General features: G+C 71.0%; 18 protein-coding genes and 1 pseudogene. 10 read left to right on the forward strand and 9 right to left on the reverse strand.

The genetic code is table 11. From position 1 onward, the window contains the following. Nucleotides 1-281: 281 nt before the first annotated feature. Both DIZ27_RS11905 and DIZ27_RS11910 read left to right on the forward strand, forming a co-directional pair. Nucleotides 282-923, forward strand: a complete 642-nt coding sequence (locus tag DIZ27_RS11905) for an IclR family transcriptional regulator (RefSeq protein ID WP_109378337.1) — start codon at nucleotides 282-284, stop codon at nucleotides 921-923. A 90-nt stretch (nucleotides 924-1,013) separates the two neighbouring features. Further along, nucleotides 1,014-1,805 carry a hypothetical protein gene (locus DIZ27_RS11910; protein ID WP_109378338.1) on the forward strand — a complete coding sequence of 264 codons (792 nt, stop codon included), beginning with the start codon at nucleotides 1,014-1,016 and terminating at the stop codon, nucleotides 1,803-1,805. Between the two features lie 26 nt (nucleotides 1,806-1,831). Here the strand turns inward: DIZ27_RS11910 and DIZ27_RS11915 are convergent, their stop codons facing one another. The 5 genes from DIZ27_RS11915 to DIZ27_RS11935 form a co-directional block, all read right to left on the reverse strand. Next, nucleotides 1,832-2,800, reverse strand: coding sequence for a glycine betaine ABC transporter substrate-binding protein (locus DIZ27_RS11915; RefSeq protein ID WP_109378339.1), 969 nt, complete (start codon nucleotides 2,798-2,800; stop codon nucleotides 1,832-1,834). After that, nucleotides 2,797-3,711 (reverse strand): ABC transporter permease, encoded by a 915-nt coding sequence (locus DIZ27_RS11920; RefSeq protein ID WP_109378340.1) that lies wholly within the window; start codon nucleotides 3,709-3,711, stop codon nucleotides 2,797-2,799. Before DIZ27_RS11920 ends, DIZ27_RS11915 begins: the two co-directional genes overlap by 4 nt. Then, on the reverse strand, nucleotides 3,708-4,916 hold the full coding sequence (locus tag DIZ27_RS11925; protein ID WP_109378456.1) for a betaine/proline/choline family ABC transporter ATP-binding protein: 1,209 nt from the start codon (nucleotides 4,914-4,916) through the stop codon (nucleotides 3,708-3,710). Before DIZ27_RS11925 ends, DIZ27_RS11920 begins: the two co-directional genes overlap by 4 nt. A 76-nt stretch (nucleotides 4,917-4,992) precedes the next feature. After that, nucleotides 4,993-5,640, reverse strand: a complete 648-nt coding sequence (locus tag DIZ27_RS11930) for an ABC transporter permease (RefSeq protein WP_109378341.1) — start codon at nucleotides 5,638-5,640, stop codon at nucleotides 4,993-4,995. Between the two features lie 34 nt (nucleotides 5,641-5,674). Beyond that, nucleotides 5,675-6,175, reverse strand: coding sequence for an Lrp/AsnC family transcriptional regulator (locus DIZ27_RS11935; RefSeq protein WP_181383501.1), 501 nt, complete (start codon nucleotides 6,173-6,175; stop codon nucleotides 5,675-5,677). 128 nt (nucleotides 6,176-6,303) lie between these two features. On the opposite strand from DIZ27_RS11935, the gene hppD reads away from it, so the two are divergent. Beyond that, complete coding sequence (gene hppD, locus DIZ27_RS11940; protein ID WP_109378343.1) at nucleotides 6,304-7,452, forward strand: 4-hydroxyphenylpyruvate dioxygenase; 1,149 nt, start codon at nucleotides 6,304-6,306, stop codon at nucleotides 7,450-7,452. Nucleotides 7,453-7,898: 446 nt separating this feature from the next. On the opposite strand, the pseudogene DIZ27_RS11945 reads toward hppD, so the two are convergent. Continuing rightward, a pseudogene (locus tag DIZ27_RS11945) lies at nucleotides 7,899-9,341 on the reverse strand (tetratricopeptide repeat protein); the annotation flags it as partial. A gap of 116 nt (nucleotides 9,342-9,457) precedes the next feature. Here DIZ27_RS11945 and DIZ27_RS11950 point away from each other — a divergent pair. The 3 genes from DIZ27_RS11950 (at nucleotide 9,458) to DIZ27_RS11960 (ending at nucleotide 13,262) form a co-directional block, all read left to right on the forward strand. Further along, nucleotides 9,458-10,873, forward strand: coding sequence for an FAD-binding oxidoreductase (locus DIZ27_RS11950; protein WP_109378344.1), 1,416 nt, complete (start codon nucleotides 9,458-9,460; stop codon nucleotides 10,871-10,873). A gap of 174 nt (nucleotides 10,874-11,047) precedes the next feature. After that, nucleotides 11,048-12,478: an RDD family protein gene (locus DIZ27_RS11955; protein WP_109378345.1), complete on the forward strand. Its 1,431-nt coding sequence runs from the start codon at nucleotides 11,048-11,050 to the stop codon at nucleotides 12,476-12,478. A 103-nt stretch (nucleotides 12,479-12,581) separates the two neighbouring features. Further along, nucleotides 12,582-13,262, forward strand: coding sequence for an RDD family protein (locus DIZ27_RS11960; RefSeq protein WP_109378346.1), 681 nt, complete (start codon nucleotides 12,582-12,584; stop codon nucleotides 13,260-13,262). A 106-nt stretch (nucleotides 13,263-13,368) separates the two neighbouring features. Here the strand turns inward: DIZ27_RS11960 and DIZ27_RS11965 are convergent, their stop codons facing one another. After that, nucleotides 13,369-13,662, reverse strand: a complete 294-nt coding sequence (locus tag DIZ27_RS11965) for a hypothetical protein (RefSeq protein ID WP_109378347.1) — start codon at nucleotides 13,660-13,662, stop codon at nucleotides 13,369-13,371. 359 nt (nucleotides 13,663-14,021) lie between these two features. Here DIZ27_RS11965 and DIZ27_RS11970 point away from each other — a divergent pair, with 359 nt between their 5' ends. Then, the gene (locus tag DIZ27_RS11970; protein ID WP_109378348.1) at nucleotides 14,022-16,382 is read left to right on the forward strand and encodes an immune inhibitor A domain-containing protein; all 2,361 of its coding nucleotides are present in this window, start codon (nucleotides 14,022-14,024) and stop codon (nucleotides 16,380-16,382) included. Nucleotides 16,383-16,505: 123 nt separating this feature from the next. Beyond that, nucleotides 16,506-16,850: a hypothetical protein gene (locus tag DIZ27_RS11975; RefSeq protein ID WP_109378349.1), complete on the forward strand. Its 345-nt coding sequence runs from the start codon at nucleotides 16,506-16,508 to the stop codon at nucleotides 16,848-16,850. A gap of 14 nt (nucleotides 16,851-16,864) precedes the next feature. Here the strand turns inward: DIZ27_RS11975 and DIZ27_RS11980 are convergent, their stop codons facing one another. Next, nucleotides 16,865-17,458 (reverse strand): nicotinamidase, encoded by a 594-nt coding sequence (locus DIZ27_RS11980; RefSeq protein WP_109378350.1) that lies wholly within the window; start codon nucleotides 17,456-17,458, stop codon nucleotides 16,865-16,867. A gap of 218 nt (nucleotides 17,459-17,676) precedes the next feature. Next, nucleotides 17,677-19,029, reverse strand: coding sequence for a nicotinate phosphoribosyltransferase (locus DIZ27_RS11985; protein WP_109378351.1), 1,353 nt, complete (start codon nucleotides 19,027-19,029; stop codon nucleotides 17,677-17,679). Between the two features lie 166 nt (nucleotides 19,030-19,195). Here DIZ27_RS11985 and clpS point away from each other — a divergent pair, with 166 nt between their 5' ends. Both clpS and DIZ27_RS11995 read left to right on the forward strand, forming a co-directional pair. Continuing rightward, nucleotides 19,196-19,513, forward strand: a complete 318-nt coding sequence (clpS, locus tag DIZ27_RS11990; protein WP_109378457.1) for an ATP-dependent Clp protease adapter ClpS — start codon at nucleotides 19,196-19,198, stop codon at nucleotides 19,511-19,513. Between the two features lie 56 nt (nucleotides 19,514-19,569). Further along, nucleotides 19,570-20,172: a DUF2017 domain-containing protein gene (locus DIZ27_RS11995; RefSeq protein WP_109378352.1), complete on the forward strand. Its 603-nt coding sequence runs from the start codon at nucleotides 19,570-19,572 to the stop codon at nucleotides 20,170-20,172. The last annotated feature ends 478 nt before the right edge of the window (nucleotides 20,173-20,650 follow it).

The following is a 20,650-nucleotide window of genomic DNA, read 5'->3' on the forward strand; positions in this document are numbered from 1 at the left end:
CACACGTCCGGTGGGCGAACCGGGACAAACGGCGCCAGTTCAGAGGTGATGGTGCCCGGATTCTGGACAAAGCCTTCCGCTGACCGGACCGGCTCGCTACTGTCCGGCTACGCACACGCCCCGTGGCAGCGCCGCCGCGGAGCGCAGCCGTGAAGCGACCGTGCCCGGGACATGGCCGGGCCGCCGGCCGATCGGCGGCCTCTGAAGCGCGTCGCCGACGGGACTCGGTGACGCACATGCCGCGAGGGGGCCGTCGACCTCACCACGAAGGAGTGGGCGTCGTGACCGCGGAGACCTCTCAGACGCTCGACCGGGGACTGCGGGTCCTCAAGCTGCTGGCCGATACGGACCACGGCCTGACCGTCACCGAGCTTTCCCACAGACTGGGCGTGAACCGGACCGTTGTGTACCGGTTGCTCGCCACACTGGAACAGCACGCGCTGGTGCGCCGTGACCTCGGCGGCCGGGCCCGGGTCGGGCTCGGCGTGCTGCGGCTGGGCCGTCAGGTGCATCCGCTGGTACGGGAGGCGGCGATGCCGGCCCTCAGGTCACTGGCGGAGGACATAGGCGCGACCGCGCACCTGACCCTGGTCGACGGGGCGGAGGCGCTGGCCGTGGCGGTGGTGGAACCTTCGTGGACGGACTACCACGTCGCCTACCGCGCCGGGTTCCGGCACCCGCTGGAACGGGGCGCCGCCGGCAAGGCGATCATCTCGGCCCGCCTGCAACGGCCCGGCGACCCCGGATACACCCTCACCCACGGCGAACTGGAGGCCGGGGCGTGCGGAGCGGCGGCGCCCCTGCTGGGGGTCACCGGGGTCGAGGGCAGCGTAGGCGTGGTGATGCTGGCCGAAGTGGTCCCCGAACGGGTCGGCCCCCGGGTCGTGGACGCGGCCCGCGAGGTCGCGGAGGCGCTGCGCTGACGGTCGGGGACGCCGTGCCGAGCGCCGCGGGGCACTGCGCCGACGGCCGGCGGGGGCATCGCGGCGAGGGCGCCGCGTTAGATTGATCCCGTGCTCTCTCGCCTCACACGTCCCCAGGCCCTGGCCGTCTGCGCCGTTCCCGTCGTCGCCCTGCTGGCCACGGCGGCCTTCGCGCCGCTGCCGTTCTCGGTGGCGCAGCCGGGGCTGACGGCCGACGTGCTCGGCAAGAACAAGGGCACGCAGGTCATCACCATCTCCGGCGCGAAGACCCGCGGGACCACCGGGCAGCTGCGGATGACGACGATCGAGGCGACCTCCCCGGACACCCGGGTCGACCTCCCCGACGTGATCGACGGCTGGTTCGGCACCGACCAGGCGGTCATGCCCCGCGACTCGGTCTACCCCTCCGGGGGCGACGTCAAGGAGATCGAGCGGTACAACGAGAAGCAGATGAAGAAGTCGCAGGACGAGGCGACCCGGGCCGCGCTGGGCTACCTGGGCCTGGAGGGCAAGGGCGTCAAGGCCGAGCTGGAGCTCGCCGACGTCGGCGGTCCCAGCGCCGGCCTGCTGTTCTCCCTCGGCATCGTCGACAAGCTGAACGGCGACGGCAGCGGCGGCGACCTCACCGGCGGCCGGATCATCGCCGGTACGGGGACCATCGACGCGGACGGCACGGTCGGTGCCGTGGGCGGCGTGCCGCTGAAGACGCAGGCCGCCCGGCGGGACGGCGCGACCGTCTTCCTGGTGCCCGAGGCGGAATGCGGCCAGGCCCGGACCGAACTCCCCGAGGGGCTGCGCCTGATCCCGGTCACCACCCTCGAGGGCACCGTGGACGCCCTGGTCTCCCTGCAGAAGGGCACCGGCAAGGTCCCCAGCTGCTGACCGGGCGGCGCCGCCCCGCACCGCCGCTACTTCTTCCTGACGAAGCCCTCGTCCACCATCCAGTCCAGCGCCACCTGGTGGGGGTCCTCCCCGTCCACGTCCACCCTGCCGTTCAGGGTCCGTGCCACGCCGGTGTCCAGCCTCGCCGTGACCGGGTCGAGGACCTCCGCGATCGCCGGCCACTTCCTGAACGTGTCGGTGTTGATCATCGGTGCCGCGTTGTAGTTGGGGAAGAACTTCTTGTCGTCCTCCATCACCACCAGGTTCATGGACTTGATGCGGCCGTCGGTGGTGAAGACCTCGCCGTAGGTGCAGGCGCCCTTGGCCGTCTGGGTGTAGATGATCCCGGTGTCCATCTGCGTGATGTTCCCCGCGCCCACGTTCATGCCGTAGGCCTTCTCCATGCCCGGCAGCCCGTCCGCCCGGTTGGCGAACTCGCCCTCCACGCACAGCGTCACCGCCGCCGGATCGGACTTCGCCAGCGCGGCCACCTCCGACAGCGACCTCGTGCCGTACTTCTTGAAGTTCGCCTGGTTCATGGCCAGGGCGTAGGTGTTGTTCAGCGAGGACGGCTCCAGCCAGGTCACCCCGTTCTTCACGTCGGCCTCGCGCACCGCCTCCCACTGCTCGCGCGGGTCGGGGATGGGCTTGCTGTTGCCCTGGTAGGTGATCCACGCCGTGCCGGTGTACTCGTACGCGGCGTCCGCGACCCCCTTCACGACCGCCGCCCGGGAGCCGATCGAGCCCTGGATGCCGGTGCGGTCGATGACGTCGGCACCCGCCGCCTGGAAGGCGATGCCCATGATCGCGCCCAGGATCAGCTGCTCGGTGAACTCCTTGGAGGTGACGGTGAGTTTCGCGCCCCCGAGGGGCCTGCCCTTCCCGATCGAGCCCGGTTCCACGTTGTCGACCATGGGGGAGCCGCTGGTCAGCCCGCAGGAGGAGAGCCCCACCAGCAGCATTCCGGCGAACAGCGGGCACAGGCGGCGCCTCATGTGCCCGTCTCCAGCCCCCGTGGCCGCAGCAGCAGTTCGGCCAGCGAGGCCAGCCAGTCCACCAGCAGGGCCAGGGCGACGGTGAGGACCGAGCCCAGCACCAGTACCGGCATCCGCTGGCTGGTGATGCCGGTGGTGATCAGCACGCCCAGACCGCCGCCCCCGCCGAAGGTCGCGAGGGTGGCCGTGCCGACGTTCAGGACGAGTGCCGTACGCACCCCGGCGAGGATGAGGGGGACGGCCAGGGGCAGCTCCACCCGGGTCAGCACGCCCAGCGGGGACATGCCGATGCCGCGCGCCGCCTCCATCAGCGCCGGGTCGTTGGCCCGCAGACCCGCGATGGTGTTGGAGAGCACCGGCAGCACGGCGTAGGCGATGATGCCGATGAGGGCGGCCCTGCGGCCGATGCCCAGCCAGATCACCAGCAGGGCGAGCAGACCGATCGCGGGCGTCGCCTGGCCCATGTTGGCGAACGCCATCGCGGCCGGGGTGGCCCTGTGGAACGTGGGCCGGGTCAGCAGGATGCCCAGCGGGATCGCGATGATCAGTACGAAGAACGTCGAGATCACGGTCAGCTCGATGTGCTGCCAGAGCGCCTTGGACACCTGCCCGTGGGACAGTGCGTTCCGGGACAGCGTGTCCAGATCGGCCTGGACGAACCACAGCCAGGTCGCGAGCAGCAGGGCGACCAGCACCGTGGGCAGGAACGTCAGATGCTGCCAGGTCACCCGGGGCGCACTCCCGGTCGAGACTCCGGACCCCGGGGGCCCCGGCTCCGCACCCCGCGCGGCCCCGCCCCTGCCGTCGTCGTCGCCCCGGCCGTCGTGGTGCTTCTGGTCCCGGCCCTCGTCCCGGAAGGCGAGCCCCCTGCCCTCGTCCTCGTCGTCGGGCCGCCGCGGAGAGGCGCTCACGCGTCCCCCTCCCCGCTCACGCCCTCCTGCTCGGCGTGCGTCCGGCCGCTCCGCAGGCCCTCCAGCTCGTGCTGGGCCTCCATCGCCTCCAGCCGGTCGGCCTCCAGTAGTTCGTGCACCGAGTTCATCAGCGTCTCCACGTCGACGACACCCTCGTACGTGCCGCGCCCGCCGGTGACCACCACCCGCCCCGAGCTGTCGGTGAGGACGGCCTCCAGCGCGTCCCGCAGGGTCGCGTCCCGGGTCACCGTGTCCTGCACCAGGGTGCCCGCGCGGGCCAGCGAGCCCTTGGCCCGCATCAGGTCGCCGCGCCGGAGCCACTTGTAGGGGCGGCCCCGCCGGTCGAGCAGCAGGATCTCGTTCGAGCCGCTGGAACGGAGCATGTTGAAGATCTGCTGGAGCGGGTCGTCGACGGTCACCGTCGGATAGTCGGTGATCCCCACGTCCCGCACCCGGGTGAGGTTCAGCCGCTTCAGCGCCGCCCCGGCGCCGACGAAACCCGAGACGAAGTCGTCCGACGGGTTGGTGAGGATCGCCTCCGGGGTGTCGAACTGGGCGATGTGCGAGCGTTCGCGCAGCACCGCGATCCGGTCGCCCAGTTTGATCGCCTCGTCGAAGTCGTGGGTGACGAAGACGATCGTCTTGTGCAGTTCGTGCTGCAGCCGGATCAGTTCGTCCTGGAGATGGTCCCGGGTGATCGGGTCCACCGCCCCGAACGGCTCGTCCATCAGCAGCACCGGCGGGTCCGCCGCCAGCGCCCGCGCCACCCCCACCCGTTGCTGCTGCCCGCCGGAGAGCCGGCGCGGATAGCGGTCGTGGAACTCGCCGGGGTCCAGACCGACCAGGTCCAGCATCTCCTCCACCCGGGCCCGTACCCGGGCCGCCGGCCAGCGCAGCATCTTCGGCACCAGCGCGATGTTCTGCGCCACCGTCATGTGCGGGAACAGCCCGCCGGCCTGGATCGCGTACCCGACCGTGCGGCGCAGCCGCACCGGGTCCATGTCGGTGACGTCCTTGCCGCCGATGCGGATGCGGCCGCCGCTCGGCTCGATCAGCCGATTGATCATCTTCAGCGTGGTCGACTTCCCGCAGCCGGACGGGCCGACGAAGATGACGATCTCGCCCGCCTTGATCTCCATGCTGACGTTGTCGACCGCCGGCTGCGCACTGCCCGGGTACCGCTTGGTGAGGTTCTCCAGTTCGATGGGCTCCCCGGTGGCCGGCGGCGCGGCGGCGGTTCCGGTCGCCCCGGACGCCCCAGCCGCCCCGGACGTCGGTGGCTCAGCCACGGATCCCCCTGGAAATGGTCAGCCGTCCGAGCAGGACGTACGCGGCGTCGAACAGCAGCGCGAGGATGATGATTCCGAGGGTGCCCGCGAGGACCTGGTTGAGCGCGTTCTTGCTGCCCAGTGAGGCGATCCCGCGGAAGATCAGGTTCCCGAGACCGGGACCGGAGGCGTAGGCGGCGATGGCGGCGATGCCCATCAGCATCTGCGTGGAGACCCGGATCCCGGTGAGGATCGGCGGCCAGGCCAGCGGCAGTTCGACCCGCGCCAGCCGGGCCGTCCGCGACATGCCGATGCCCGTGGCCGCGTCCACCAGCGACGGGTCGACCCCGCGCAGGCCGACGATCGCGTTCCGCACGATCGGCAGCAGCCCGTACAGCGTCAGCGTGATCACCGTCGGCGGCACCCCGAGCCCCACCAGCGGGATCAGCAGGCCGATCATGGCGAGCGACGGGATGGTCAGCAGGGTCGAGGTGGTGGTCGTGGCCAGGTTGCCCGCCCAGTCACTGCGGTACGTCACGACCCCGATCAGCACCCCGAGCACGGTCGCCACCACCATGCACTGGAAGACGACACTCGCGTGCTGGTACGCGTCGACGAGCAGTTGCTGGTGGCGGTTGCCCAGGTACTCCCAGAAGTTCACGTCCGCTCACCCCAGCTCGGCCAGGCCCGTCCGGTCAGTCCGGTGCGCCCCGGCCGCCCCTCGGCGGCTCGCGGAGCGCCGCCTGCTCCACCAGGGGGATGATCCGCAGCGGAACGGGGTTCTCCATCACGATCGCCGTGGCGGCCCGGACGATCCCATCAAAACCGACGACCCGGTCGATCACCCGTTGGAGATCGGCGTTGGAGCGGGCCACGAGCCGGCACAGCATGTCCCCGCTGCCGGTGGTGGTGTGCAGCTCGAGGACCTCCGGCACACTCGCCAAGTGCTCCCGGACATCGGGCCCTTGACCCTGCCGGATCTCCAGCGTCGCGAACGCCGTGACCGGATAGCCGAGGGCCGCCGGGTCCACCTGGGGGCCGAATCCGCGGATGACTCCGTTCGACTGAAGCCGGTCCAGCCGCGCCTGCACCGTCCCCCGCGCCACCCCGAGCCGCCGGGACATCTCCAGCACCCCCGTCCGCGGCTCCCGCGCCAGCAGCACGATGATCCGGCCGTCCAGCTGATCGATCGCCACGGCTGCCTCCCGGTGCGTGGTGGTCATCCTGTACAGAAAGTCCGATGAATCGCGCTTTCGACTGGGCAACCTGCCCAGCGGATACGCGAACTATTGCGCACCTTGCAGGGCTGCACCACCCTGCCCCTATGACGCAGACCACACATCTCACTCCCGACACGACCGCCCGGCAGGCCGACCCCTTCCCGGTCAAGGGAATGGACGCGGTCGTCTTCGCCGTGGGCAACGCCAAGCAGGCGGCGCACTACTACTCCACCGCCTTCGGCATGCGACTGGTCGCCTACTCCGGACCGGAGAACGGCAGCCGCGAGACCGCGAGTTACGTCCTGGAGAGCGGCTCCGCCCGGTTCGTCCTCACCTCGGTGATCAAACCGTCCACCGAGTGGGGCACCTTCCTCGCCGAGCACGTGGCCGCGCACGGCGACGGCGTCGTCGACCTGGCCATCGAGGTCCCCGACGCGCGTGCCGCGTACGCCTACGCCGTCGAGCACGGCGCCCGCCCGGTCACCGAGCCGCACGAACTGAAGGACGAGCACGGCACCGTCGTGCTCGCCGCGATCGCCACCTACGGCAAGACCCGGCACACCCTGGTCGAGCGCACCGGCTACGACGGGCCCTACCTGCCCGGCTACGTCACCGTCGACCCGATCGTCGAACCCCCCGCCCAGAGGTCCTTCCAGGCCATCGACCACTGCGTCGGCAACGTCGAGCTCGGCCGGATGAACGAGTGGGTCGCGTTCTACAACAAGGTCATGGGCTTCACGAACATGAAGGAGTTCGTGGGCGACGACATCGCCACCGAGTACAGCGCGCTGATGTCGAAGGTGGTCGCCGACGGCACGCTCAAGGTCAAGTTCCCGATCAACGAGCCCGCCGTCGCCAAGAAGAAGTCCCAGATCGACGAGTACCTGGAGTTCTACGGCGGCGCCGGCGTCCAGCACATCGCGCTCAACACCAACGACATCGTGCAGACGGTCCGGCAGATGCGCGCGGCCGGTGTGCGGTTCCTGGACACCCCGGACTCGTACTACGACACCCTCGGCGAGTGGGTCGGCGACACCCGGGTGCCCGTCGAGACCCTGCGCGAGCTGAAGATCCTCGCCGACCGGGACGAGGACGGCTATCTGCTGCAGATCTTCACCAAGCCGGTCCAGGACCGGCCGACCGTGTTCTTCGAGATCATCGAACGGCACGGCTCCATGGGCTTCGGCAAGGGCAACTTCAAGGCCCTGTTCGAGGCGATCGAGCGGGAGCAGGAACGCCGCGGCAACCTGTGACCGTCGGGTCGGCCGACGGGGCGCCGGACGCGGGACGCCCGCACCCGGCGCCCCACCGGCCGACCCCGCCTCAGCCCGCCTCAGCCCGCCTCGGCCTCTTCGGCTTCTTCGACCTTCTGGGCTTCTTCGACCTTCTCAGCTTCCTTGGCCTTGTCGGCTTGCTTGGCTTCCTTGGCCTTCTCGGCTTTTTCGGCCTTCTCTGCCTTCTTGGCTTCCTCGGCCTTGTCGGCTTGCTTGGCTTGCTTGGCTTCTTCGGCCTTCTGGACTTCCTCGGCCTTCTCGGCCTTCTCGGCTTTCCAGGCCTTCTGTGCTTTTTCGGCCTTCTTGGCCTCTTCGACCTTCTCAGCTTCCTTGGCCTTCTTGGCCTCCTTGGCCTCCTTGGCCTTTTCGGCTTCCCTGGCTTCTCTGGCCTCCTTGGCCTTTTCCGCCTCCTCGGCCCAGGCGGGCGGTCCGTCTCCGACGGGCGGTTCGCCCAGCTGTTCCAGTGCCGCCTCGGCCTGTGGCACCCGGAGCGGGGAGAAGTACGGGTTGATCGTCATCGCCTCCCGCAGATGCCGCCGCGCGGGCCCGTACCTCTCCAGTTCCCGCTCGATCATGCCCCGGTGGAAGACGTACAGGGCGCTGCGCACCCCGCCGCCCTTCGTCTTCTCCGTCGCCCGCACCGCGAACTCCAGCGCCTCCTCGTGCTCCCCCACCCGGTGCAGCGCCCAGCCCAGCGCGTCGGCCACCTCCGTCGACGGCTGCCGCCTCCACTCCGCCCGCAGCAGCCGCACCGCGGCCCCGGGGTCCCCGTGGTCCGCCTCGAACCGCCCGAGGAGCAGGTCCTCGTCGACCCCGTGCGCAGCGGCCTCCCGCACCCGCTCGCGCAGCAGGTCGTACTGCACCCGGGCCGTCTGCCGCAGCCCCAGCGACGCGTACAACTCGCCCAGCTCCAGCGCGTACTCCGGCCGCGGCTGCCGGGCCAGCGCCGCCCGGTAGGCGCCGATCGCCTCCGTGGTCCGCCCGAGCGCGGCCAGCGCCCTGCCCTGCCCCGCCTGCGCCGCCCGCTGGTCCGGGTCGACCCGCAGCGCCTCCTGGAAGTGCCGCAGCGCGTCCTCCCGGTCGCCGCGCTCCCAGGCCAGCTGCCCGGCCCGCTCCAGATAGCCGGCCCGCTCGGCCGGTTCCCCGGCTGCCGCGGCGGCGTCGGACAGCTGGGCCGCAGCGTCCTCCCACAGGCCCTTGTCCCGGTACAGGGCGGCCGCCCGCGCCATCACGACCGGTCCCGACCGCAGCGCCTTCAGCCTGTCCAGCATCTTGCCCGCCGCCTCGCCGTCGCCGAGTCCGGCACACGCCTCGATCAGCGGCGGATACGTCGTCCACCGCTTCGGCTCCAGCTTCAGCGCCCGTTCGCCCCACTCGCGTGCGGCGGGGTAGTCGCGGCGCGCGTTCGCCAGCGCCGCCATTCCGCGCAGCGCCCCGGCGTTGCCCTTCGCCCGCACCTTCAGCGAGGTGCGCAGCGCCTTCTCGGCCCGCGGGTAGTGCGCGGGGTCCGCCAGCCGCTGCCCCTGCTCCACCCGGGCCGTCCCGAGCACCGCCCAGGCCTCCGCGTCCTTCGGGTGCTCCTTCAGATGCCGCTGCCGCTCCGCGATCAGGCTCTCCAGATCGGGCAGCGACAGGGACACGCCACCAGCCACCGCCGCCCGGGCCACCGCCGCCCGGGCCGGCGCCCCCGGCGCCGGCTCCACAAGCCCGTCCGCCCCGCGCCCCCACGGCAGCAGCACCAGCACCCCGCCGATCACGGCGCACCCGGCCACCGAGCCGAGCAGCACCCGGTGGCTCACCCACCGACGGGTCCCGCCGTGCCCAGGGGTCTCGTCCCGCTCGCGGGTCTCTCGTGGCTTGTCGTCCATGGCGCACACTGTGCGTCACATCATCTGCCGATACGACGAACCACGCTCCGGCTCACGACGGCTTACCACCGGGTGCCGTACGCGGGGTTCACACCGATGGCCCCGGGTGTCACGCTGTGATCATGAGCCGTATCGAAGCGCGACGCGATGAAGAAACGGTGCCGGCCGACACCCTCGTCGACCGCCTGCTCGGCGGCCTGCCCCCCGGAGCGGTGCTCACCGACCCCGACATCACGGCCTCCTACGCCAACGACATGGCGAGCTTCTGCCCGGCCGGCAGCCCGGCGGTGGTCGTCCTGCCCCGCACGGTCGAACAGGTCCAGCACGTCATGCGCACCGCCACCGCACTGCGCGTCCCGGTCGTCCCGCAGGGCGCCCGCACCGGCCTGTCCGGCGCCGCCAACGCGACCGACGGATGCATCGTGCTCTCCCTGACCAGGATGGACGCCATCCTGGAGATCAATCCCGTCGACCGGATCGCCGTCGTCGAACCCGGCGCCGTCAACGCCACCCTCTCCCGGGCCGTCGGCGAGCACGGCCTCTACTACCCGCCCGACCCCTCCAGCTGGGAGACGTGCACCATCGGCGGCAACATCGGCACCGCCTCCGGCGGGCTGTGCTGCGTGAAGTACGGGGTCACCGCCGAGTACGTACTCGGCCTCGACGTGGTCCTCGCCGACGGACGTCTGATGTCCACCGGCCGCCGCACCGCCAAGGGCGTCGCCGGATACGACCTGACCCGCCTGTTCGTCGGTTCCGAGGGTTCCCTCGGCATCGTCGTGCGCGCGATCCTCGCCCTGCGGCCCAAACCGCCCGAGCAGCTCGTCCTGGCCGCCGAGTTCGCCTCCGGCGCCGCCGCCTGTGACGCCGTGTGCCGCATCATGGCCGGCGGACACGTCCCCTCGCTCCTCGAACTCATGGACCGCACCACGGTCAAGGCCGTCAACGACATGGCCCACATGGGCCTCCCCGAGAGCACCGAGGCACTGCTGCTCGCCGCGTTCGACACCACCGACCCCACCGCCGACCTCGCCGCCCTCGGCGCGCTCTGCGAGGCCGCCGGCGCCACCCAGGTCGTACCGGCCGAGGACACCGCCGAGTCCGAACTGCTGCTCAAGGCCCGGCGGCTGTCCCTGCCCGCGTTGGAGGCGGTCAAGGGCACCACGATGATCGACGACGTGTGCGTGCCCCGCTCCCGGCTCGGCGAACTCATCGACGGCGTCGAGCGGATCTCCGAGAAGTACCGGCTCACCATCGGCGTCGTCGCCCACGCGGGGGACGGCAACACCCACCCGACGGTCTGCTTCGACGCCCAGGACCCCGAGGAGTCGCGCCGCGCCCGCGAGTCCTTCGACGAGATCATGGCCCTCGGCCTGGAACTCGGCGGCACCATAACCGGCGAGCACGGCGTCGGCGTCCTGAAGAAGGAGTGGCTGGCACGCGAGATCGGCCCGGTGGGCCTGGAGATGCAGCGGGCCGTCAAACGGACCTTCGACCCGCTGAACCTCCTGAACCCGGGCAAGCTCTTCTGAACGGCCGCTGCCCGCACCGCCTTTCCCCACCGCACCGGTACGAAAGATTTTTCGTCGCGGTACCAGATCGGCGCCCGAAAGGGGTGGGTCCGGCCGGACGGGCGGTGGTGCTTGCGCCCGTCTGATAGATGTGGTCCCCCCGACCCACCTTCGAGCAGATACGGGACGACGGACATGAGCGCCCCAACCCCGGCCCCCGGCGACGACACGCCGCGCGAAGGCTATTACCCGGACCCGTCCATTCCCGGGTATGTCCGGTACTGGAACGGTGCCGCCTGGGTGCCGGGCACGAGCCGTCCGGCGCCGGAGGGCGGCGGCGCCCCCCTGGCGCCGGCGGCGTCCTCCGGTACGGCGGCTGCCGGCACCGCCCCGGCGGTGCCCTCCGTAGAGGAGACCGGCCCGCACTTCTTCGACGAGGACCCGACCGACGAACCGGCCCCGTCCCCGTCCGCTTCCCCTTCTTCGTCCCCTTCCGCTTCTTCCCCGGTTCCCGCCCCGGCCGACTCCCAGCACGGCAGCCGGCCCGAGCCCGCCTCCGCCTGGGGCGCCGACCGCTCCCGCCAGTCGGGCTTCGGCAGCGACCAGGACCGCCGGGTCTCCTGGGGCGCGGACCCGAGAGTGCCGCACGCCCCCGGTCCGGCGGCCGGCCCGAACGCCAGTGGGACGCCCACGGACAACGAGTTCGTGTTCCGCCCGCCGACGGCGAAGCCGCCCGCAGCGCCCGCCGCCCCTTCGGGGTCCGCCCCGTCCTCCGGCGGTGTTCCGGCGGACGAGGGCACCATGACCTTCCGCGCCGTCGGCCCGCGCAAGGGTTCGCCCGGGGGGCCCGGTTTCGGGGCCGGCAAGGCGGCCGCCGCGCGCGCCGCCCGCGCCGCCTCCGCCCAGGCGGAGAACGGGAGTTCGGCCGTCCCTCCGCAAGCCGTCGCTCCGACTCCTGCCCCCGCCCCTGCCCCTGCCGCCGCTCCGGCCCCGGCAGCCGGGCCGCTGTCGAGTGGCCCCGGTGGGGGGCAGTCCTCCTGGGCGCAGCAGGTGCACCGGCTCACGGACGGGGACGAGCGGCCGCCCGCGCCGTGGAAGCCACCGGTCGAGGACGTGTTCCAGGCCGCCGCCAGGCGCCAGGCGTCGGCCCGGCCCGCGGGGCTCGGCAAGCGGCTGGCCGCGCGGCTGCTGGACACGGCCCTGCTCGGCGGGGTCACCGCGGTGGCCGCCGTGCCGCTCGGCATCGCGGCGGTGGACCACATCGAAGCGAAGATCGACGCGGCCAAACTGTCCGGCGAGACCGTCACGGTGTGGCTGCTCGACGGCACCACGTCGGTCTACCTCGGCATCGTCCTCGCCGTCCTCCTGGTCGGCGGTGTCCTCTACGAGGTGCTGCCCACCGTCAGATGGGGCCGCACCCTGGGCAAGAAGCTGCTGGGACTCGAAGTACGGGACATCGAGGGACACGAGGCGCCGGAGTGGGGTGCGGCCCTGCGCCGTTGGCTGGTCTACAGCATCCCCGGACTGCTCGTCATCGGTGTGGTGGGCGTCCTGTGGTGTCTGTTCGACAAGCCGTGGCGGCAGTGCTGGCACGACAAGGCCGCGCACACGTTCGTCGCGGGCTAGAACCTTTTCCGCCAGACCTTTTCTGACGGATCGTCCCGGCGCCGGTACTCCGGACGGCGGCTCGCCGGATGCGATGCCGGGGGGTTCGCGGTCGACTCGGGCCATGAGCACCGAACCGCCCCCCGGCTCCGGTCAGCAGCCGCCGGACGACGACCCGTTCAAGAAACACCCCCCGCCCGGCAGCCAGCCCCCGCCGCACCAGGGCGAGGGCGGCGGTGGTCCGTACGGTGGTGGCGGCGGTCCGTACGGTGGCGGTGGCGGAAGCCCGTACGACGGTGGCGGTGACCAGGGCGGTGGCAGCCCCTACGGGCCCGGCCCCACCGATCCCCTCGCAGGCATGCCGCCGCTCGCCGACAGCGGCAAACGCACCCTCGCCCGCATCATCGACATGATCCTCGTGGGCATCGTCGTCTGGCTGCTCACCTGGCCCTTCGGGGTGAGCGAGTACAACGTGAACGGCGACCAGATCAACGCGGGGAAGTCCCTCGTCCAGTCCCTCGTCGTCGCGGTCCTCTACATCGCCTACGACACGTTCATGACGGCCCGTACGGGTCAGACCCTCGGCAAGAAGTGGCTGAAACTGAGGGTGGCCGACCTGTCCGACGGCGCGACCCCGTCCACGCAGACGTCACTGATCCGGGCCGCCGTGCTCTGGCTGCCGTTCGCGTTCTGCTGTGCCTGCGTCTGGACCGTGATCGCGGGCGGCTGGAGCTTCTTCGACCGGCCCTACAAGCAGGGCCTGCACGACAAGGCGGCCAAGACGGTGGTGGTGAGCACCGGATGACACCGGGCCGACCAGGGCCTGTCCGGCGGATCGGCGCGGATGTGGCGCCGTCGGTTTCCTGCGCCCTGATCCGCCGGACAGGCCTGGAGGCCGGCCGGGCACGGTGTCAGGAAACGGCTCGCTCCCGCACCGCCTCGCGGGCCGGCGCGGCTGCCGGTGACGGCACGATCGCCCGTACCGGCTCCTGCGGCGCGGGCCGTGTCACGGGGGCGGGGCGGGCGGGCTCGGAGAGCGGCACCGTCATGGCCACCAGCAGTCCGAGGGCGAGTGCCGCGATGACGACGAGCGCGATACCCACGCCCGAACTCGTCTGTGACAACAGCAGCATGACGAAGGTCGAGAAGACCACGGTGCACGAACCGTAGGCGAGCTGAGCGACAGTCGGACGGGGCATGGCCATCGTGTCCTCGGAAGTCGGGGGCTGTCGGCCTGGCTTTCCACCGGCTCAACGGTGTGCCGCCAAGCGACTCTAACCGCGAGAGTGCCCGAGCGGAACGCACAGTAAGCGTGACCTGACCGACAGGGCCGGTGCACAGGGGGCGCACGGAGTCATATGCCGTCCACAAAGCCGCGCCCGAGGTCCGCGAAGGGAACCGTGTCCCCGCATAATGCAGTTGACCTGTTCAAGTCAAGGTCTGTTTTTTCTGCTGAACCTTTAGTCAAATGTGGTCACTTGACTACACGCGTTGATCACGTGTGCGCGACCATCCATCACCCGGACCCTGCTTTCGCGCGCACGAACGCGGGAGGGGATCTCAAGTGACCAGTAGACCCTGGACGTTCAGAGCGGCCGCGACGGGCGTGGCGCTCGCGGCGGTCACCGCCACCTGCTCTGCGTTCACCGTGGCCCAGGCCGACACGACCGACCGGGCCGACCGGCCCGCCACCGTGGACCGACAGGACCCGGCGGAGTACAACCACGTGGAGCACGACCTCGCGGGGCCGCTCTCCAAGACGCAGGCGGCGCAGCGCGAAGAGGCCCTGAACCAGGTCATATCCGGCCAGGCGGCGGTCAAGGACCGGAACGGTTCGAAGGTCGTCGAGCTCAAGGGCAAGGGCAAGAAGGGCACCGGCAAGTACGTCGAGCTCGGCCGCGAGAAGACCGACAAGATCTTCACGATCCTGGTCGAGTTCGGCGACAAGATCGACAGCCGCTACGGCGGTACCCGCGGCCCGCTGCACAACGAGATCGCCGAGCCGGACCGCAGGGTGGACAACTCCACCGCGTGGCAGGCGGACTACGACCAGAAGCACTTCGAGGACATGTACTTCGGCACCGGCAAGGGTGTCGAGTCGGTCAAGACGTACTTCGAGAAGCAGTCCTCGGGCCGTTACTCGGTCGAGGGCGCGGTCTCCGACTGGGTCAAGGTTCCCTACAACGAGGCCCGTTACGGCTCCAACAAGTGTGTTCCCGACAACTGCGCCTGGTACGTGGTGCAGGACGGCGTCAACGCCTGGGTCGACGACCAGAAGGCGGCCGGCCGGACCGGCGCCGAGATCAGGGCCGATCTCGCCGAGTACGACCAGTGGGACCGCTACGACTTCGACGGCGACGGCGACTTCAACGAGCCCGACGGCTACATCGACCACTTCCAGATCGTGCACGCCGGTGAGGACGAGTCCGCCGGCGGCGGCGCCCAGGGCGAGGACGCGATCTGGGCCCACCGCTGGTACGCCTTCGGCACCGACGCCGGCGCCACCGGGCCCGAGCAGAACAAGCTCGGCGGCACCCAGATCGGCGACACCGGCGTCTGGGTCGGCGACTACACCATCCAGCCGGAGAACGGCGGACTCGGCGTCTTCGCCCACGAGTACGGCCACGACCTCGGTCTGCCGGACCACTACGACACCGCGGGCGGTGAGAACTCCACCGGCTTCTGGACCCTGATGTCCTCCGGCTCCTGGCTCGGCACCGGCAAGAACGAGATCGGTGACCTGCCCGGCGACATGACCGCCTGGGACAAGCTCCAGCTGGGCTGGCTGGACTACGACACGGCCAAGGCCGCGACGAAGTCGAAGCACAAGCTGGGCCCCGCCGAGTACAACACCCGTGACAAGCAGGCCCTCGTGGTCGAGCTGCCCGAGAAGGCGGTCACCACCGAGGTCGTCGTCCCGGCCGAGGGCGAGACCCAGTGGTGGAGCGGCAGCGGTGACGACCTGAGGAACACGCTGACCCGTTCGGTGGACCTCACCGGCAAGGCGTCGGCCGAGCTGACCCTCGACGGCTGGTACGAGATCGAGTCCGACTACGACTTCCTCTACGCCGAGGTCTCGACCGACGACGGCGCCAACTGGACCGCCCTGGACGGCACGGTGGACGGCCGGCCGATCCCGCGCGACGGCAGCGACAAGCCGGCCCTGCACGGCACGGTCGACGGCTACAAGCCGCTGGCGTACCCGCTGGACGCCTACGCCGGTCAGCAGATCGACCTGCGCTTCCGCTACCAGACCGACGGCGGACTGGCGATGAAGGGCTTCGCGGCCGACCGGATCTCGGTGACGGCGGACGGCGCCGCCCTGTTCACGGACAACGCGGAGACCGCGGACGCCGCCTGGACGGCGAAGGGCTTCTCCCGCATCGGAGCGTCCTTCACCAAGGACTACGCGCAGTACTACATCGCCGAGAACCGCCAGTACGTGTCGTACGACAAGACGTTGAAGGTCGGCCCGTACAACTTCGGCTTCGCGAACAGCCGTCCGGACTGGGTGGAGCACTTCCCGTACCAGAACGGCCTGTTGATCTGGAAGTGGGACACCTCCCAGGCCGACAACAACACCAGCCGCCACCCGGGCAAGGGCCTGATCCTGCCGGTCGACTCGCACCCGACCGCGCTGAAGTGGTCCGACGGCACGCTGATGCGCAACCGCATCCAGACGTACGACGCGCCGTTCAGCACGTTCCGCACGGACGGCATCACGCTGCACAAGAACGGCGTCGCGACCAAGATCCGTTCCTCGAAGGGGGTGCCGGTCTTCAACGACCGGACGAACACCTACTACGACGAGACGAACCCGACCGGTGGTGTCCAGATCACTGACACCAACACCAAGATCAAGATCGTCAAGGAGCCCGGAAACGGCTCGACGGTCCACCTCGAGGTGGACCGCGCGACGAAGTAAATAGCGTTTTCGCAGGTCAGAGCGTGATCGGCGGTAACCCCCTGGCGGGTTGCCGCCGATCCGTGTTTAGGTGCGTCCTGTGGCTTTCTTATTGACACCTGGTCCGACGGGGGTATGACATCCATGGCCGCAGGAGGTTTCTGCAAGCTGCCGAACGGCACCGTGGTGGTGGCGCTGAACCTGCCCAGCCCCGCCGCCGGTCCCGCCGGCTCGGTGCGCTTCCTCGTGCACGCGGGCAACCGGGCGCGCGCCCTGACCAGGCTGCGCAACCTGGGCCTGCGCGCCGTCTACCTGCGGGGCAACGCGGCCCCGCCGAGCCCCGACGAGATCACCGCGGTACTGCACCATCCCGACGGGCTCATATGGCGCACGGCACCCGGCAGCGGCGTCCTGACCGGCACCGCACCGGCCGTGGAGCTGTGGCATCCGATCAGGGCACTGCTCAGGAGCCCCACGGCCTCCGCCTGACCCTGCGGTCCCGGTTACTGCACGACCGGCTTCCCCGAGAGCTCCACACCCGCTCCGCGCAGCTCCTCGAGCGCACGCTCGGTGGTCTGCGCGGCCACCCCGGCGGTGAGGTCGAGCAGGACCCGGGCGCGGAAGCCCTCGCGGGCGGCGTCCAGCGCGGTCGCGCGCACGCAGTGGTCGGTGGCGATGCCCACCACGTCCACCTCGTCGATCTGCCGCTCCCGCAGCCAGTCGGCCAGCGCCACGCCGTTCTCGTCGGTTCCCTCGAAACCGCTGTACGCCGCCGAGTACGCCCCCTTGTCGAAGACGGCGTCGACCGCGCCGGAGCTGACCGCGGGGGCGAAGTTCGGGTGGAAGCCGACGCCCTCCGTCCCGGCGACGCAGTGCGCGGGCCAGGAGCTGACGTAGTCGGGGTTGTCGGCGAAGTGGCCGCCGGGGGCTATGTGGTGGTCGCGGGTGGCCACCACGTGCCGGTAGCCGGCCGGGGCCGGGGCCTGCGCGATCAGCTCGGTGATGGCGGCGGCCACGTCGGCGCCACCGGTGACGGCGAGGCTGCCCCCCTCGCAGAAGTCGTTCTGCACGTCAACGACGATCAAGGCGCGGCGCATGGTCGGATTCCTTCGGCTGTGGGGTCGGGTGGGGAGAGCGGACCCGGCCGGTGAGGCTCCGGGCCCATGGAATGCGGATCGGTGCGGATCGAGTGCTGAATCGGCTGTGGGGGTCGGCTGTGAAACGGTGCGGACAGGGGTGCGGCACGACGGACCGGGGTCCCGGCCGGGGAGCCGTGCGCGCGGCGAGTGCGGCGCGCACGGCGGGACACGCAGTTCTAGCTACCCGAGCCCTCGTGCGCGTACTCCGTCGGAATGACGGGTTCTCCCCGGGAGAGCTGGGTCGCGGAGAGCGGCAGGTTGGCGCGGGCCGCCCGGTGCCGCTCACGGAGCACGTCCAGCGGCTCGCGCGCGGTCGCGGTCACCTCACCGCCCTTGACCAGTTCCACCAGCAGCTGCCGGTCGGCCAGCGCGTCGGGCACCCGCCCGGTGCCGACCACCTCGGCCTCGGCGACGCCGTACTCGTCCAGCCGCCGCGCGGCCCACTTGCGGCCGCCGACGGAGGTCTTGCCGCCGGTGGACCTCTTCGCCACCGGCACCAGCGGTGCCTTCGGGTGGGCGGACTCGGCGCGGGCGACCAGCTTGTAGACCATGGAGGCCGTCGGGTGCCCGGAGCCGGTCACCAGCTGGGTGCCGACGCCGTACGCGTCCACCGGCGCGGCGGCCAGGGAGGCGATGGCGTACTCGTCCAGGTCGGAGGTCACGAGGATCCTCGTACCGGTGGCGCCCAGCGCGTCCAGCTGCTGCCGCACCCGGTGCGCCACCAGCAGCAGGTCACCGGAGTCGATCCGTACGGCGCCCAGCTCCGGCCCGGCGACCTCGACGGCCGTGCGGACCGCCTCGGCCACGTCGTAGGTGTCCACCAGCAGCGTCGTGCCGCCGCCGAGGGAGGCGACCTGTGCCCGGAAGGCGTCCCGCTCGCTGTCGTGCACCAGGGTGAAGGCGTGCGCGGAGGTGCCCACGGTCGGGATGCTGTAGCGGAAGCCGGCCGCCAGGTCCGAGGTGGAGGTGAAGCCGCCGAGGTACGCGGCCCGGGCGGCGGCCACCGCGGCCAGCTCGTGGGTGCGCCGGGCGCCCATCTCGATCAGCGGCCGGTCCCCGGCGGCGGACGACATCCGGGAGGCTGCCGCGGCGATCGCCGAGTCGTGGTTGAGGATCGACAGGATCACGGTCTCCAGCAGCACGCACTCCCCGAAGCTGCCTTCCACCCGCATGATCGGCGAGCCGGGGAAGTACACCTCGCCCTCCGGGTAGCCCCAGATGTCACCGGAGAAGCGGTAGTCGGCCAGCCAGTCGAGGGTCCGCCCGTCGACGACGTTCTTCTCGCGCAGGAAGTCGAGGACGGCTCCGTCGAAACGGAAGTTCTCCACCGCGTCCAGGACCCGCCCGGTGCCGGCCACCACACCGTAGCGGCGGCCGTCCGGCAGGCGCCGGGTGAAGACCTCGAACACGCTGCGCCGGTCGGCGGTGCCCCCGTTCAGGGCGGCCTGCAGCATCGTCAGCTCGTAGTGGTCGGTGAAGAGCGCCGTGGACGGAACAGTCACCGGCAGCCCAAGGTCCGCTGTGTTCATGCGACGAATGCTATCCCCATTTCGTCACTCTGACGATTTCTATCCGCGCCGCGGACCGGCCCGAGGCCGACCCCGGATGCGCCTCCGGAGGGAATTCCGGGTGAAACCCGGACGTATGGCGGCCCGCGCGGGCCGGTTTGTGCTCCCGGCGCCTTCCGGTGGCAGCATGGGCACTGTGACGTCACCCGCACCCCTGGAGATCGAACGCACCGAGTCGGCGGAAGACGCCTTCGCCGTACCCGAGCCCGACGTCCCCTGGATCACCATCGTCCACAACGACCCGGTCAACCTCATGAGCTATGTGACGTACGTCTTCCAGACGTACTTCGGCTACTCCAAGGACAAGGCCACCAAGCTCATGCTCGACGTCCACCACAAGGGTCGGGCGGTCGTCTCCAGCGGCACGCGCGAGGAAATGGAACGCGACGTCCAGGCCATGCACGGCTACGGCCTGTGGGCCACCCTCCAGCAGGACCGGAAGTGACCCCGCCGGACATGACCCGCCCCCGCCCGCGTGACCGGAAGTAGCGAATCGCCTCCATGTCAGGACACTTCGAACCGCTCCCCGGCGGCGGCGCGGCCGTCGCCCTCGACGACGTCGAGATCTCCATCATCCGCTCCCTGGCCGTGCAGCTCATGGAGCTCCTCGGCCCCGGCCCGGACGAGGAGGCCCCCGGCGACCCGCTCGCCGAACTCTTCGCCGAGGGCCCGAGCGAGCCGCCCACCGACCCGGTGCTGCGCCGGCTCTTCCCGGACGCCTACGGCGACCCCGAGGAACCCGCCTCCCCCAAGGACACCGAGGAGCAGCGGGCGCACTCCGCGGAGTTCCGCCGCTTCACCGAGAACGACCTGCGGGCCGGCAAGCGCGACAACGCCCTCGCGGTGATCCGCTCCCTGGACGAGCTCGCCGCGGCCGGTGAGGGCGGGGCGGTGCTGAAGCTCTCGGCCGAGGGGTCCCGGCAGTGGCTCGGCGCCCTGAACGACCTGCGCCTGGCGATCGGCTCCCGGCTGGAGATCGACGACGAGGACGACACCGACCTCCTCTTCCGCCTCCCGGACGAGGACCCGCGCAAGCCCATGGTGATGGCGTACCTGTGGCTCGGCGGCCTCCAGGAAACCCTCGTCACGACCCTCATGCCGTAGGGCTCGACCCTCACGCCGCAGGGCGCGCCACGCATGCGGCGGAGCGCGCCGCGCCCGCCGCGGGGCCGCACCACACCCCGTCGCGGTGCGGCCCCGCGCCTTCGGCGGAGCGGCGCAGCCCATGCCGGACAACCGATCGGGATGTCCGGAAAAGTCCGTTGACGTGTTCGCTCAGAGGACACTCAAATCCGGGTAATGATCACGCCAAAACATCCGCCGCCTATGCGCTTTTCAGGTGCCGTTTGCCCGCTTCTCCCTGTGGTGTGCGTCACAGATGGGCCGACCGGTCAATAGTGCCGCCGTGTTAAATCTGCACGACCGCCCGGCGAACACCACCTGTGTACGTCCGCCGGGTGCGCCACCGGGCCGGCAACCGCCGGCCAGGTGCGAGCGGACCCGCTCAGCTCCATCAGTCCGGGGGGGACCGAGACCCGATCCGGGGCCCACCAGCGGCCCGGACCGGCATGGAGAAAGGCGC

Origin of the sequence: Streptomyces sp. NWU339, from assembly GCF_003143855.1 — a bacterium.
Lineage (GTDB): Bacteria > Actinomycetota > Actinomycetes > Streptomycetales > Streptomycetaceae > Streptomyces.